The sequence below is a fragment of the Micromonospora echinofusca genome (genome assembly GCF_017614955.1).
In the GTDB taxonomy this organism is placed as follows: Bacteria; Actinomycetota; Actinomycetes; order Mycobacteriales; family Micromonosporaceae; genus Micromonospora; species Micromonospora echinofusca_A.
On record NZ_WVUH01000036.1, the window covers coordinates 18,102 to 31,201 of the forward strand.

A 13,100-nucleotide genomic window follows, 5' to 3' on the forward strand; every position below is an offset into this window, starting at 1 on the left:
ATCATGCCGGGCTGGTCGAGCCCACCGGCGCACGGGTACCGGATCCTGCGGATTCCTGCCGGCCGGACCGGAACGCGCCGGGGCTGCGCCCCACCTCCCGGACGAAGAACCGGCCGAAGTTGGTCGGCTCCGGGAAGCCCAGCCGGCGGCCGACCGCCGCGATCGGCTCGTCCGTCGCGGCCAGCAGCCGCATCGCGGCCAGCGCGACCCGCTGGTCGATGACCTGCTTGGCGCTGGTGCCGGTCACCGCCAGGCAGGCCCGGGTGAGGGTACGCACCGAGCAACCCAGGGTCGTCGCGTAGTCCTCGACCCGCCGGGTCTCCGGGTGCCGCCGTTCCACCTCGGCCCAGAGCCGCCGGAAGGTGGCCAGCTCCGCCGCTCCGCCGGTCCGCGCCGGCCCGGCGAGCAGGGCGAGGCGCAGCAGTACCGCCGTGAGCTGGTGCCGGACGAGCAGGTGCCCGCGTACGTCGTCGGGGTACCGCCGGCAGTCGGCGACGAGCCGGTTGATCCCGGCGACCACCGCTTCGCCGTCGGCGCCGTCGGGTTGCCAGTGCGCGGGTTGGCCGGGCGGTGCGGTCGGAGCGCCGTCCGGGTCGTCGGGGAGGTCACCGGTCCAGCGGACCCCGACCCCGTCCAACCCGGCTCCGGTGCACCGGAACGCCTGTCCGGGGTGGATCCGCAGCACCGCACCCGGACGGCAGGGGTGGTCGCGGAAGTCCACCTGGGCGGTACCGTGCCCGGTGGTGATCAGAATCAGTAGCTGATGCTGCGCCAGAATCGGGCGGCGCCAGGACGGGTCAGGGCTGAGACCACCCAGGGCGACCGCCTGGATCTCCGTCCCGGCCCGGGCGGGGGTGATGGCCGGCTCGTCCATTGCCCGACGGTAGCCGGAGCGCCGGACTCCCGCATCCCACGCGGGCCGGGGCCTTGTCCGACCGTACCGGCCCGGTTACGTTACTCGACGGTAGTAACGGGTCGGCCGGGGCGACGTCGACGAGTCACAGTGGGGTGGGAGATGCCGGAACTGTTCTCGGTGCAGGGCAAGACGGTGCTGGTCACCGGCGGTTCCCGGGGGATCGGACTGATGATCGCCGAAGGCTTCGTGGCCGCCGGGGCACGCGTGATCATCTCCTCCCGGAAGGCGGAGACCTGCGCGGCCGTCGCCGAACGGCTGAGCGCAACCGGTCAGTGCGAGGCGATCCCCGCCGACCTCTCCACCGTCGACGGGGCCGACGGGCTCGCCGTTGCGCTGCGTGAGCGGGTCGACCGGCTCGACGTACTGGTCAACAACGCCGGGGCGACCTGGGGCGCGCCGCTGGAGGCGTACCCGGAGAGCGCCTTCGACAAGCTCTGGGCGGTGAACGTCAAGGCGATCTTCCGGCTCACCACCGCGCTCCTGCCCGAACTGCGCCGGGCCGCCGACCCGGACGACCCCGCCCGGGTCATCAACATCGGGTCGGTCGACGGGATCCGGGTGCCGGCGATGGAGGTGTACGCCTACTCGGCGACGAAGGCGGCGGTGCACATGCTCACCCGTAGCCTCGCCCACCAGTTGGCCGGCGAGCAGATCACCGTCAACGCGATCGCCCCCGGCCCGTTCGAGAGCAAGATGATGGCCTTCGCGCTGGAGGACCCGGCCAGCCGGGCGGCGATCGAGCAGCAGGTGCCGCTGGGGCGCATCGGCCGACCGGAGGACATGGCGGGTACCGCGATCTACCTGGCGTCCCGGGCCGGTGCCTACCTGACCGGGGCGGTCATCCCGGTCGACGGCGGGATCACCACCCACGGCTGAGACCGTGCCCCCGGGCCCGGCGTCGTTCGGTACGGCGTCGTTCGGTACGGAACAGGGCCACGCGGACTCGGCAGATCCGCGTGGCCCGGTCGCCCGGTCGTCGGGTCAGCGCCCGGCCAGCAGCCGGTTCACCGCCGTGTCGACGTCGAGGTGCTCCGCCTCCCGGCCGCGCGGCACGACCACGTAGGTGCGGCGCAGAAAGCGGACCAGCACACTCCGGGGTACCTCGAAGAGCGCGTTGCCGTCGGGCGACGACAGTGCCAGCGCCACGAAGTCCCCCCGGGGCGTGGCCCACGGCCAGACCCGGACGTCGCCGATGCCGGCCGGTTCGTCCAGCCCGGTGACGAGCAACTCCCGGGCGAAGGACCAGCTCACGGCCTCGCCGCCGGCCGATTCAGCATGAAACAGGACATGAACCGCGTACGGGTCAGCAGGGTCGTAACGCAGGCTGGCGCGCACCGGCAAGGCGGTGGCGTCAGGCGCGACGAGCCTTAACGACGTTTCGACCTCTACGGTCGTCGGTCGGATGACACTCATGGACGTTCTCCCCCCGGCACCGCTGCGGAACGCGCGTGTCCCGCTTTTCCCATACTCAGGTGCTACTCCTGGCTACGCTCCGCCATGCTCTGACTTCACCCAGTGGTGGGAAGGTGCTCGGAAACCCCGCTTGAATTCCAAGATTCAGGTAGTGTGTCCGTTTTGCCCAAGTACTGGATCCTGCCCGGCCTCGGGTGGCTCAGTCGTCGCCTCACTCCGGTAACGTCCAGTCGTCCCACTGAGTGACGGGCCCGGGCGACACTGGGAGTGGAAATGGTTACGAATCCCTCCTCATTGGAGGAAAAGGATCCGGGTGCCCGGACGGCCCGCGCCGTACGTGCCACCGGAGAGCGGGGGTACGCGGTGCCGAGGCGGCAACGTGGCGGGCAGCGGGGGAGGCCCGGGCGGACGGCCGTGGCCGAGTCGCCGGTCAGCCCTCGCCGGCAGCGCCTGCGTACGACGCTCGACCTGATCCGGGCCAACCCCACCGGACGGATCGCGCTCAAGGTCTTCATCGCCGTGGCGGGTGCGCTGGTGGTCACCATCGGCATCGCGCTCATCCCGCTGCCCGGCCCGGGGTGGCTGCTGGTGATCGCCGGGCTCGGTATCTGGGCGGTGGAGTTCCACTGGGCCAAACGGCTGCTCGGCTTCACCCGACGGCACGTACACAACTGGACCCGTTGGGTGACCCGGCAGTCGCTGCCGGTGCGCCTCCTGCTCGGCGCCGTCGGCCTCGTCTTCGTCGCCACGGTGGTCTGGCTCTCGCTCAAGTACAGCCTCGGCATCGACATCCTGGCCCGGTTCCTGCACTACCTCGCGACGCACTGACCCCGGATTCGCGCCGGGGCGGACCGATCGGGTACAGTCATGCGCGCTGAGGGCGATTAGCTCAGCGGGAGAGCGCTTCGTTCACACCGAAGAGGTCACTGGTTCGATCCCAGTATCGCCCACGCAGGTCAAAGGCCACCTTCCATTGATGAAGGTGGCCTTTCTGCTGCCCGTGCAGCAGCGAAACACAGCAGTGCGCCATCGGGTGAGTGATTCGCCGAGGCGCTTGGGTGCGGCTCTGGTCGCCTTGGCGGAGACCTGGGTGTAGATCTTCATCGTGACCGGGAAACGGGCGTGCCGGAGGATCTGCATGGCGACCCTCGGATGGACGTCGAGGTCGGCCAGGAGCGTGGCGCAGGTGCGCCTCGCGTCGTGGACGGTGATGGGTCGCACTCCTGCCCGATTGCATATCGTCTGCCAAAAACGCTGGAAGTTGCGCGGCTCGATGGGCGTGCCATAGCGGGTGGTGAACGAGAGGTCACCCTCGTGCCCGGCCGCGTCGACGGTGGGCCCGCCGGGTCGGTGAATCCCGGCCATCATGGACGGCGGGAAAGGTCGCGCCGGGCCGCTCAGCGGACTCCAGGGGGCCGGTCGGAACAACTGCCGGTGTGACAGGGAGCCGGCGAAGCATGGCCCAGAACCGAACACGGAACCGGCTCAGAGCCTTGCGCAAGGCTCTGAGCCGGTGGGCGACGGACAGGTCGGCCTGTCCTCCGAACTCTGTCGCCGCATGGTCCGGGTCGCAGGTTCAGTCTTCGGCGATTGCTGCGACTGCCTCGATCTCGATCAGCAGATCCGGTCGGAACAGACCTGCCACCTGGACAAGTGAGCTGGTCGGCGGCCGTTCGACGTTGATGAATTCGTCCCGTACTGCACGCACGATCGCCAGCGCAGAGGTGTCAACCACGTAGAAGGTGAGCTTGAAGACGTCGTTCCAGGTTGCGCCTGCGGCGGCCAGGGCGGCACCGACGTTGTACATGGCCTGGCGGGTTTGCGCCTCCCAGTCGTCGGCGGGCGCTGGGGTACCGTCTGCGGCGATAGGCACCTGACCCGATGTCCAGACCAGCCGACGGCCCGGACCAATGGTGGCTGCATGGCTGTAACCGTTGGGCTGCGGGAGCGTCGACGGCGTAGTGAACTCGATGTCGGCCATGGCGACCACCCTAGGAGCGAGCGCAGGCAGGAACCCGACCCGGCCACCGGTACGTCGCGCTGTCACCCTTTGCTGTACCTACCTGTGCACTTTCGATCTGCACACCGACCCGCGGGCAGTGGCGGGAACACCGCCGACAGCAACCGCACCAGGCGGCTGCGGCCCAGCGAACCTGGAAGCAGACGAGGTCGTGGGGCAGGCAGTGGGCTACGTCGCCGACGTGTTGTACCGATCGAGCGTCGCCTTTGACGTCGAGGCGTCGCGGAAGACCAGCTCCCACGGGCCGGTGTTCACGTCCATGTCCTTGCCGAACCCGACCCACTTCCCGGCCATCCGGCGACCCGTAGGCTCGGCCAGGAGTTGGATCGCGCCGTGATATCGAGCGCCCCGGTAGTAGCCGGCAGAGTCGGTCTGTTCCACCCACGTGCCGGTGACAACGGCCCCGTCCACGGTCAGATCCAGCGAAAGGGACGATGCCGCCGAGCCGGGTAGGCTGCGCGCGGTCAGCCGGTCGCCGTGTTGCAGCACGACCATGAAGTGCTGCCCGGCGAAGGAGTCCTCCCGGCCGCTGGAGTAGTACTGGTATCGGCTGAGCCACACGCCCTCGTATGACTTGTGGACCGTGGTCGACCGGGGTGTTGGCGTCGGCGTGGCCAGGCTGGACATGGGAGATGTCAGGTCGTGGCCGCCCTGCTGGTCGTCGGCGACTTGCCCGCCGGGCACGGCGTCGAAGCCCAGCAGGGAGATGGGTAGACCGGTGACGACCTCCAGCGCGCGGGCGTAGACGGGGCGGGGTGCGGTGATCGCGCCGGACTCCCATCGTTGGACGAGTCTCTTGTTGGCGTCGTTGGGCTCGCCGAGGCGGTGGCCGGCGGCCTGAAGGGCGCGGGCGAAGTCGTCCTGGCTCATACGCATACCGGTACGGACGGCACGCAATGCGGTGTTGGGGGCGGGGGTCATGACCTGAACGATAACGCTGTGTCGCCTTAATGTCGCCGGCAGTGTGGTCGAATTGTCGAGCATTGTGCCGTCGCATTCGGTGACGTCCCGGCGTCACTGTGGATGCGCGACGGCTGGTAGCCGCCGCGCTTCCGCTGACGGAGGTGGGGATGCAGAGTGATGGCGACGAGCTGCCGGTGAGCCGGGGCGAGCAGGTCCAGGCAGAGGAGCACGAGGCGGCGAGGCGGCGGCTTCTCGCCGAGGCTGAGGCGGACCGGGTACCGGCCGAGGAGACCACGCGGGCGGTACCGGAGCGGCGGTGGCGTCGTGGACAGCACTGAGTTGTTGCCGATCGGTCGGCGGGTGGCGTACTGGCGTGGTCGGCGGAGGTTGTCGCAGCAGGTGCTCGCCGACCGGTTGGGGAAGTCGAAGAGTTGGGTGGACAAGGTCGAACGCGGTGTGCGGTCGTTGGATCGGGTCTCCACGATCGAGGACATCGCGAGCGTGCTGCGGATCGACGCCGCCGTGCTGCTGGGTCGGGACAGCCGGCCGGCGGTCGTGCCCGAACAAGCGGTGAGTGTGGAACTGGTCGGGGCGGTGTTGTCGGCGTACGACACCGCGTCGGCGAACGGGGCGGTGTTGCCGGTCGACCAGGTGGCGGCCAGCGTGCAGCATGCGTGGACGGCCTTCCAGCACGCTCGCTATCCGCAGGTGGTGACGTGCGTGCCCGGTCTGCTGACTGCCGCGCAGCGCGTCCACGCCGAGGATCCGGTGTCGGGCCGTCCGTTGCTGGTGGAGGTGTACCGGGTGACGGCGGCGGCCCTGCTGAAGCTGGGCGTGGTGGATCTGGCGTGGCTGGCCGCTGACCGGGCGATGAGCGTCGCGGCCGGCGACCGGGTGCGGGTGGCTGCCGCTGCGGTGCAGCTCGGGCAGGTGTTACGGGCTGCTGGCCGGAGTCAGCCGGCGGTGTCGGTGTTGCGGAAGGCGGCGTACCGGATCGCCCCACCCGACCTCGACGGCGGTCCCGCGTCGGAGGTGTCGTTGTGCGGGACGCTGCTGGTGCAGGCCGCCCTGTCAGCGGCCGGCTGCGGTGACGATCGTGCTGCCGCCGGGCTGCTCGGTGAGGCTGCCGAGATGGCGGCCCGGGTGGGTGACGGTCACGATCGTCACCGGACCGGGTTCGGGCCGACCGCCGTGGATCTGGCCCGGGTGACCGCCGCCGTGAACCTGGGGCACGCGGACGACGCGATCGTCTGGCACGAGAAGGCCATCGGCCGTGACGGCTGGCGCTGGCTCGTCGCCGAGCATCGCGCCGCCCACTTGGTCGACGCGGCGCGGGCGTACCTGCTGGCCGGCGACCCGGTCAACGCAGGCCGGCTCCTGGCCGACGCGGAGCAGACCGCACCGGCCGAGATCCGCCACCGACCGGCCGCCCGGGAGGTCGTCGCCCAGGTCGCCCGGGACCGACGGGCCCCGGCGACGGTCACCCAACTCGCCACCAGCATCGGCGTCACCTGATCGTGAAAAGGCTCCGGTACCGCAGCGGAGTGCAGCAACCCATCCGACCGAGCCCGACCGGGACGACTCCCCGCAGCCCGGATGACCACGGACGACACCTCGGACGACCGGGCTGCTGCGAGTTCACACCAAGCGGCGCATCGATCTTCGGCCGCGAGGGAAAGCGAATACGTGACCTACTGCCAAGGGCCCGTGTTGCACAGCACGCCGCCCAGGCCGCTGTAGATCGTCTGACCGGTGGCATCCACGAAGCTGTACGAAACATCCACCTGGGTGCCATGCGCCCCGCAGCCACGGCGGAGCATGGTCCCCCCGACCACCGTCGTCGTATAGGTGGGGTAGGAAACCGTCCACGTGACGGTGGAACCGCTGGCGTCGTAGGCGAAGCAGTGGAGGACGCCGTCACCCGATTCACACTCAGGCGCCGGGACTGACGCGTGCGCTGCACTGCCCGGGACGGTCGTGATTGCGGCCAGAGCAAGCGCGGCTGCGGCGATGCCTCTGCGGATACGCATGCGCTCCTCCTTCGAGGAAAGACAGGAAACGCATGATAGAAATCAGTCGATTGCTGTGTCATCCGTCGATGCCGGGATTTCAGCCCTGCATCTGGCAGTGGATGGACAATTGTCCAATGCCCCCGACTCCGGGCAATCGCTGACAGATCTCTGGTGTCGGCGACCCGGCTGCCTCGCCTGCTTGACCCTCGACCTGGTCGAGCCCTCAGTATCGGCGCGGCAGCCAGTAGCGATCAGTGGGAGTGATGATGGACCTCGGCAATCCGGTGCTCAGGCTGTGCCAGAACGGGATGCAGGCGGAGGTGGAGGGGCGACCGGCCGACGCGCGGGCGTGTTCGAGCAGGCCTGGGCGATGCGTACCGACGACTACGACGCCTGCGTCGCGGCACACTATCTGGCCCGGCAGCAGGACGACCCTGCGGAGATCCTGCGGTGGAACCAGGAGGCGCTGCGGCACGCCGACGCCGCCGGTGACGACAGGGTCGCCGCCCTCCACCCTTCGCTGCACGTGAGTGGCGATGGCCCACGAACGGCTGGGCGACATCCGCGCCGCCCGCGTCGCCTTCGAGCGGGCAGCCGAGCATGTCGTTGCGTTGCCGGCAGACGCCTATGGCGAGCAACTCCGGACGGCCATCAACGATGGTCTCCGGAGACTGGGCTGATTTCTGTTCCCTGCCCTGGTTTCAACCTGGGTGCGGGTTCCTCAACCCAGCCCGGCTTCGAAGTTTGTCTACGCTCTACTGATGGCGTTGACGGCGACGGGGGAACGCGAGTGATCAGAGCGGTGCTTTTCGATGTCGGCGGGACCATTCTGGACGAGTCCCGCGAGTTCGAGACCTGGGCGGACTGGCTCGGCGTTCCACGGCACACGTTTTCCGCGGTCTTCGGTGCGGTGATCGCCCGAGGTCTGGACTATCAGGAGACGTTCCGGACCTTCCGACCCGACTTCGATCTTGCGGCCGAGATCGAGCGCCGCGCTGCCGCCGGCAGGCCGGAGTCGTTCGGCGAAGAGGATCTCTACCCCGACGCGCGACCGTGTCTGACCTCCTTGAAGGACCAGGGTCTCTTCGTGGGCCTGGCCGGCAACCAGCCCGCTCATGCCGAGACGATGCTCCATGCTCTCGACCTCTCCGTGGACGTGATCGGCACGTCGTACGGTTGGGGCGTGGAGAAGCCGTCGCCGGCTTTCTTCGAGCGGGTCGTCCGTGAAGGAGGTGGGGATGCGTCCGCCATCCTGTACGTCGGCGACCGGCCCGACAACGATGCGCGCCCGGCCAGGGCGGCCGGTATGAAGACCTGCCTGATCCGGCGCAGTCCGTGGGGCCACATCCTCGACCTCCCGGCCGTGTCCGAGCAGTGCCTGTTCCGCATCGATTCGCTGGACGAACTCCCGAGCCTGGTGGCGAAGCACAACGCGGCAGGCGACTGACGGGTGCCGTGCGGGACCATGGGCAGGTGCCGCCAGACGAGACGCGTTCGAGCCCGGCTCGACGCCCGCTCACCGGGCTTGAACGGGCGGTGATCGAGCGTCTGCTCAGCTCGCCGTTCCCCGGCAACCGGGAGCTGCTGGCCCAACTGGCTCATACGGCTGTGGTGGAGGGGTGCCGCTGCGGCTGCGCGACGGTCAACCTGTCCGTCGACCGCGTACAGGCAGCTCCCGCTGCGGTCATCTCCGACGCACCTGTCTCGGCGGACATTTGCGACGGCGACACCTGGGCGGGTCTCGTCCTGCTGGTCGACGACGGGTATCTGGCCTGCCTGGAGGTCTACTCCATCGGTGAGCCCGTACGACGTCTGCCGCCGCCCCACACCGTCCGGCCCCGCCCTACGGGGTGACTCAGGCTCGGACAGCGGCCCCTGGGCGGCAAGTACAGCGGACCTGACTGGGACACCGGAAGTCCCCGCCGGCCGCACGGACCGGTCCGGCCGTCACAGCAGGCCGCGATCCCGCGCGTAGATGGCGGCCTGGGTCCGGTCGCGCAGTCCGAGTCGGCCCAGGATGCGCGAGAGGTGGTTCTTCACCGTGCCCTCGCTGAGATGGAGCCGCCGGGCGATCTCCCGGTTCGTGGCGCCGCCCGCGACCAGCCGGAGCACGTCCACCTCCCGGGCGGTGAGGGTTTCGTGGCCGGTGCCGGGTGGCGTCGCGGCGGCGAGCTGCCGGGCGACCCCCGCGTCGAACTGGGCGACACCGGCGTGGGCGAGGCGTACCGCCTGGGCGAGTTCTGCGGCGGGCAGGTCCTTGAGCAGGTACCCGACCGCGCCGGCCCGCAGCGCCTCGGTGACGTAGTGCTCGTCGTCGAAGGTCGTCAGCATGACCGTCCGGCACGACGGGGCGCGCTCGGCGAGCATGGCCGCCGCCCGGACGCCGTCCAGGCCGGGCATCCGTACGTCCATGAGCACGACGTCGGGGCGCAGCTCGACGGCACGGGCGACAGCCTCCCGCCCGTCGGCGGCGGTGCCGACCACGACCACGCCCGGCTGCAACCCGAGCAGGGACGCGATGCCGTCCCGGACGAGCTGCTGGTCGTCGACCACGAGGACGCTGACGCTCACGTCGTGACCCGGGCCGGGATCGTCACGGTGATTGTGGCACCCCGGCCGGCGCCGCCGTCGACGTCGACCCGGCCGCCGAGCAGGTGGACCCGCTCGCGCATGCCGACCAGGCCGTAGCCGCCGTCCGGGGTGCCGCCCGGGTGGAACCCGCCGCCGTCGTCGGCGACGGTGAGCCGCGCCTCGTGCGGGGCGAGCCTGGCGGTGAGCCGTACCCGGGTCGGGCTGCCGTGCCGCAGCGCGTTGGTCAGGCCCTCCTGCGCGGTGCGCAGCAGGGTGGTGAGGGTCTCCACGTCGACGGCCTGTTCGTCGCCGGTCATCTCCACGTCGACGGCCGGGCCGTCGACGTGGCGGGCCAGGTCCCGCAGCGCGGTGCCGAGCGAGAACGGGGTGGTGTCCGCGCGCAGGGCGGCGACGGAACGGCGTACCTCCTGGAGGGCCCGGCGGGTCGAGCCCTGCGCGGCGGTCAGCGCCTGTGCCGCGACGGCCGGGTCCAGGTCGCGGAACGCGGCGGCCTTCTCCAACTGGATCGACGTCGCCGTCAGGTAGTGGCCGAGACTGTCGTGGATGTCGCGGGCCAGGCGGGTGCGCTCGGCGGCGGCCGACAGGGCGGCCAGTTCCCGGGTGGTCTCGCGCAGCCGGGCCCGGGCCCGCTGCTCGTCGACGGCCACGGCGGCCATCGACACCGCGAGTACCACGCCGACTGCGAACATGAGCAGGTCGGAGACCCGCTCGGCGGACCGCCACCAGGCCGGCACGGCGACCGCGTGCCACAGCACGAGGGCCAGGACCCCACCCGTACCGAGCGCGACCGCGACCCTGCCGCCGAACGCGAAGTAGGCGGTGAACGGCACCAGCACGAACAGGATGCGGGCCAGCCCGGAGCCGTCGAGGGCGACGACCCCGGCCATGAGCGCCACCCGCGCCAGCAGCAGTCCGGCGGTCCCGGCGGGCCCCGGCCGGTGGCGCGCCTCCATCAGGTCCAGCAGTGCCAGCATGCCGAGCAGGCCGACGAAGCCGGCCGTCATGACCGGGGACGGACGGGTGTCGCCGGCCGCCGCCGCGAACATCAGTCCGGCGACGAGCACCGCGCCGTAGAGGGCTGGCGCGACCCAGGACACCGGCCGGGAAGTGGGCATGCGGCCAGGCTACGGCCGGTGGTGCGGCACCGGCCAGACGCCCACGGCGGATGTGGCCGGACGGCACGTGACGTTCGGCCGGCGGGTCCGGACGCGCGCACATGACGTTCGGCCGGCGGGTCCGGACGCGCGGCACTGTCCCGGCCGGTGTCGTGCTTCGTAGCGTCGGCGCAGCGGTCGGCAGCGAGCCGGCCACGCCGTGAGGAGAGACCATGGGCATCACCGGCTTCCTGCGTTTCGGCGCGGGTTGTGCCGTCGTACTGGGAACGAGCATCGCCGTGCCCGGACTGATCGAGATCGGCACCGGCGAGACCGCCGCCACCAGCCTCGTCCTGGCGCTCGGGGTGGCGTTCGGCGCGCCGGCGATCGCCGCCCTGCACCTGCGGCAGCGCGAGACGAGCGGACGGTTGGGCGCGGTCGCCTTCGCCGTCAACGTCATCGGGATGGGGTTGTTCGCCGCCGTCGCGTTCGCCCTGAACACGGTGCTGTTTCACCTGCCGGCGGACGTCGCGCGGGAGGTGCAGACCGGTCCGACCCGGCCGGTCTTCCTGGGTTCGGCACTCGTCTTCGTCGTCGGCAGCATCCTGTTCGGGGTGGCCATGTGGCGGGCCGGGGTCTTCCCCAGGGTGGCTGCGGCGGTGTACGCCGTGGCGGTGCCGTCGCTGGCGCTGCTCGCCCCGCTGCCGGACAGCCCGTTGACCGGGCTGCTGCACGGCGTCGCGGGCGGCGTGATGGTGTGGCTCGGCGCGGTGCTGTGGCGCCAGCCGTCCCACCGGTACCGGCACGGCGGGCCGGCGCTGGCCCGGTAGGGCGGGTCGCTCCGGAAACCGGGTTGGGCGCCGGCGTGGGTCGGTGCGACGATCTCCGGGTCCCTCAGACAGGTACACGGGGTGCCCGGCCGCTCGCGGCCGAACCGGCGGGGTGTGGGGCGGCCCAGGGACGGCCGTACGGCGTGGCACGCGATCGGATGTCCTCAGCCACCCCGCCGGACCCGCCGGGTGACCACTTCCGGACACCGTGGTGAGCCGACGGGAACCCGACACCCGGTACCCGTGGCGCGTCCCGTGACCGAGTCTTGAGCGCGGTCCACACACCAGTGTGGACGGTGGAGTGGGCGAGACGAGGAACCGGATGCTGGTCATCACCGAGGAACAGGGGAACTACCCGGACGGCAGGATCCCCGACCTGGAAACCGACGAGAAGGCGTGCGAGGACATCGTCGGTCGGATCAGCGGGCTGCTGCCCCCCGACCGGGTCGGCGAGGTCCTGGGCACACTGGTGAACTGGTCGGCCAGTACGCTGCCGCCGGCACAGGTCTTCGGCACCTGGGCCGAGGCGGTCACCGCCGCGACCCGGTACGTGCAGGGCGACGTCCGCACCGTCATCGACCCGCAGGGCCGCCGGGACCGGTCCCACCAGGTCGACAGTCAACTCGGTACGGCCATCCGCAGCACCGGCCGGACCGACGACCTCCGGATCGTCCAGCGCGACCGGAGCCGCCGGTGGGCGAACTGCGGGATGGCCGCGTTCCAGATCCGCGAGCAACTGGCCGCCCACGGCGGTGAGCCGGTCCTGCGGGCCAGGCACACCTACCAGTCCGGTCAGGGCGACGACCTCCGGCAGACCCTGCGCGGCCTGCCCGCCACCGTCGAGACGGTACTGCTGCTCGACTGCCAGTTCCCCCAGGTGCACAACTTCGTCATCGAGGCGCACGCCGACGGCCGGCGCTACCTGGCCCAGGGGTACCAGGGCAGCTACTTCGCCCAGTGGTGGATGGGCGCGGAGGACGGGTACTCCGGGGAACCCCCGGTCGGGATCACCGGGCTGCGGGACCGGTACGGGCGGGGCCGGCCGATCAGCCCCGACGACTACCGGAGTCTGCTCGACGGCCTCGCCGACACGCTGGCCGGCGACTGGCGGCACGTCGCGGAGCGGTGGCGGACGCTGCCGTTCAACCCGGACCCGCAGGAGGTCGACGGGATCGGCCGGCGGGCCGGTACGCCCTCCTGCACGGTGGAGGTCTACGAGCTGACCCGACCCGCGCTGGCCCGCGCGGCGCTCGGGGGCGTACCCGACGTGTCGCTCAGCGAACTCGCGGTCCGGCGGATCGGCGGCGACTGACCGGGAAC

The 13,100-nt window shown here is 71.0% G+C and carries 16 protein-coding genes, 1 tRNA gene and 1 pseudogene; 10 read left to right on the plus strand and 8 right to left on the minus strand.

The features are described 5' to 3' along the window. Window position 1: 1 nt before the first annotated feature. Window positions 2-874, minus strand: coding sequence for a helix-turn-helix domain-containing protein (locus GSF22_RS07085; protein WP_208812061.1), 873 nt, complete (start codon window positions 872-874; stop codon window positions 2-4). A gap of 141 nt (window positions 875-1,015) precedes the next feature. Between GSF22_RS07085 and GSF22_RS07090 the strand changes: the two genes are divergently transcribed. Continuing rightward, window positions 1,016-1,792 (plus strand): SDR family oxidoreductase, encoded by a 777-nt coding sequence (locus tag GSF22_RS07090; RefSeq protein WP_208812063.1) that lies wholly within the window; start codon window positions 1,016-1,018, stop codon window positions 1,790-1,792. A 105-nt stretch (window positions 1,793-1,897) separates the two neighbouring features. Here GSF22_RS07090 and GSF22_RS07095 read toward each other — a convergent pair whose 3' ends face one another. After that, a complete protein-coding gene (locus GSF22_RS07095) occupies window positions 1,898-2,329 on the minus strand; it encodes an SsgA family sporulation/cell division regulator (protein WP_007457244.1) in 432 nt (143 codons plus the stop codon). Window positions 2,330-2,623: 294 nt separating this feature from the next. Here GSF22_RS07095 and GSF22_RS07100 point away from each other — a divergent pair, with 294 nt between their 5' ends. Both GSF22_RS07100 and GSF22_RS07105 read left to right on the plus strand, forming a co-directional pair. Next, complete coding sequence (locus GSF22_RS07100; protein WP_439957751.1) at window positions 2,624-3,157, plus strand: TIGR02611 family protein; 534 nt, start codon at window positions 2,624-2,626, stop codon at window positions 3,155-3,157. Window positions 3,158-3,207: 50 nt separating this feature from the next. Continuing rightward, window positions 3,208-3,279 (plus strand) — tRNA-Val (locus tag GSF22_RS07105). An 85-nt stretch (window positions 3,280-3,364) separates the two neighbouring features. Here the strand turns inward: GSF22_RS07105 and GSF22_RS34525 are convergent. The 3 genes and pseudogenes from GSF22_RS34525 to GSF22_RS07120 form a co-directional block, all read right to left on the minus strand. Then, window positions 3,365-3,655: pseudogene (locus tag GSF22_RS34525) on the minus strand (tyrosine-type recombinase/integrase); the annotation flags it as partial. Window positions 3,656-3,905: 250 nt separating this feature from the next. After that, the gene (locus GSF22_RS07115; RefSeq protein WP_208812067.1) at window positions 3,906-4,310 is read right to left on the minus strand and encodes a RidA family protein; all 405 of its coding nucleotides are present in this window, start codon (window positions 4,308-4,310) and stop codon (window positions 3,906-3,908) included. Window positions 4,311-4,517: 207 nt separating this feature from the next. After that, window positions 4,518-5,270, minus strand: coding sequence for a helix-turn-helix domain-containing protein (locus tag GSF22_RS07120; protein WP_208812070.1), 753 nt, complete (start codon window positions 5,268-5,270; stop codon window positions 4,518-4,520). Between the two features lie 149 nt (window positions 5,271-5,419). On the opposite strand from GSF22_RS07120, the gene GSF22_RS07125 reads away from it, so the two are divergent. Both GSF22_RS07125 and GSF22_RS07130 read left to right on the plus strand, forming a co-directional pair. Then, a complete protein-coding gene (locus tag GSF22_RS07125; RefSeq protein WP_208812072.1) occupies window positions 5,420-5,590 on the plus strand; it encodes a hypothetical protein in 171 nt (56 codons plus the stop codon). After that, entirely contained in the window at window positions 5,577-6,767 is a 1,191-nt protein-coding gene (locus GSF22_RS07130) for a helix-turn-helix domain-containing protein (protein WP_307803801.1), read from the plus strand. Before GSF22_RS07125 ends, GSF22_RS07130 begins: the two co-directional genes overlap by 14 nt. 176 nt (window positions 6,768-6,943) lie before the next feature. Here GSF22_RS07130 and GSF22_RS07135 read toward each other — a convergent pair whose 3' ends face one another. Beyond that, the gene (locus GSF22_RS07135; protein WP_208812074.1) at window positions 6,944-7,282 is read right to left on the minus strand and encodes a hypothetical protein; all 339 of its coding nucleotides are present in this window, start codon (window positions 7,280-7,282) and stop codon (window positions 6,944-6,946) included. A 512-nt stretch (window positions 7,283-7,794) separates the two neighbouring features. Here GSF22_RS07135 and GSF22_RS07140 point away from each other — a divergent pair. The 3 genes from GSF22_RS07140 to GSF22_RS07150 all read left to right on the plus strand — a co-directional run bounded on the left by GSF22_RS07140 (window position 7,795) and on the right by GSF22_RS07150 (window position 9,118). Next, window positions 7,795-7,944, plus strand: coding sequence for a hypothetical protein (locus GSF22_RS07140; protein WP_208812075.1), 150 nt, complete (start codon window positions 7,795-7,797; stop codon window positions 7,942-7,944). A 110-nt stretch (window positions 7,945-8,054) separates the two neighbouring features. Then, on the plus strand, window positions 8,055-8,711 hold the full coding sequence (locus tag GSF22_RS07145; RefSeq protein WP_208812077.1) for an HAD family hydrolase: 657 nt from the start codon (window positions 8,055-8,057) through the stop codon (window positions 8,709-8,711). An 89-nt stretch (window positions 8,712-8,800) separates the two neighbouring features. Further along, complete coding sequence (locus GSF22_RS07150) at window positions 8,801-9,118, plus strand: hypothetical protein (RefSeq protein ID WP_307803803.1); 318 nt, start codon at window positions 8,801-8,803, stop codon at window positions 9,116-9,118. A 93-nt stretch (window positions 9,119-9,211) separates the two neighbouring features. Here the strand turns inward: GSF22_RS07150 and GSF22_RS07155 are convergent, their stop codons facing one another. Together GSF22_RS07155 and GSF22_RS07160 are read right to left on the minus strand one after the other, a co-directional pair. Further along, window positions 9,212-9,835 carry a response regulator gene (locus tag GSF22_RS07155; RefSeq protein ID WP_208812081.1) on the minus strand — a complete coding sequence of 208 codons (624 nt, stop codon included), beginning with the start codon at window positions 9,833-9,835 and terminating at the stop codon, window positions 9,212-9,214. After that, window positions 9,832-10,971 (minus strand): sensor histidine kinase, encoded by a 1,140-nt coding sequence (locus GSF22_RS07160; RefSeq protein ID WP_208812083.1) that lies wholly within the window; start codon window positions 10,969-10,971, stop codon window positions 9,832-9,834. Before GSF22_RS07160 ends, GSF22_RS07155 begins: the two co-directional genes overlap by 4 nt. 212 nt (window positions 10,972-11,183) lie before the next feature. Between GSF22_RS07160 and GSF22_RS07165 the strand changes: the two genes are divergently transcribed. Then, complete coding sequence (locus tag GSF22_RS07165; protein ID WP_208812085.1) at window positions 11,184-11,780, plus strand: hypothetical protein; 597 nt, start codon at window positions 11,184-11,186, stop codon at window positions 11,778-11,780. Between the two features lie 301 nt (window positions 11,781-12,081). After that, window positions 12,082-13,092, plus strand: a complete 1,011-nt coding sequence (locus GSF22_RS07170) for a hypothetical protein (protein ID WP_208812087.1) — start codon at window positions 12,082-12,084, stop codon at window positions 13,090-13,092. Window positions 13,093-13,100 lie beyond the last annotated feature (8 nt).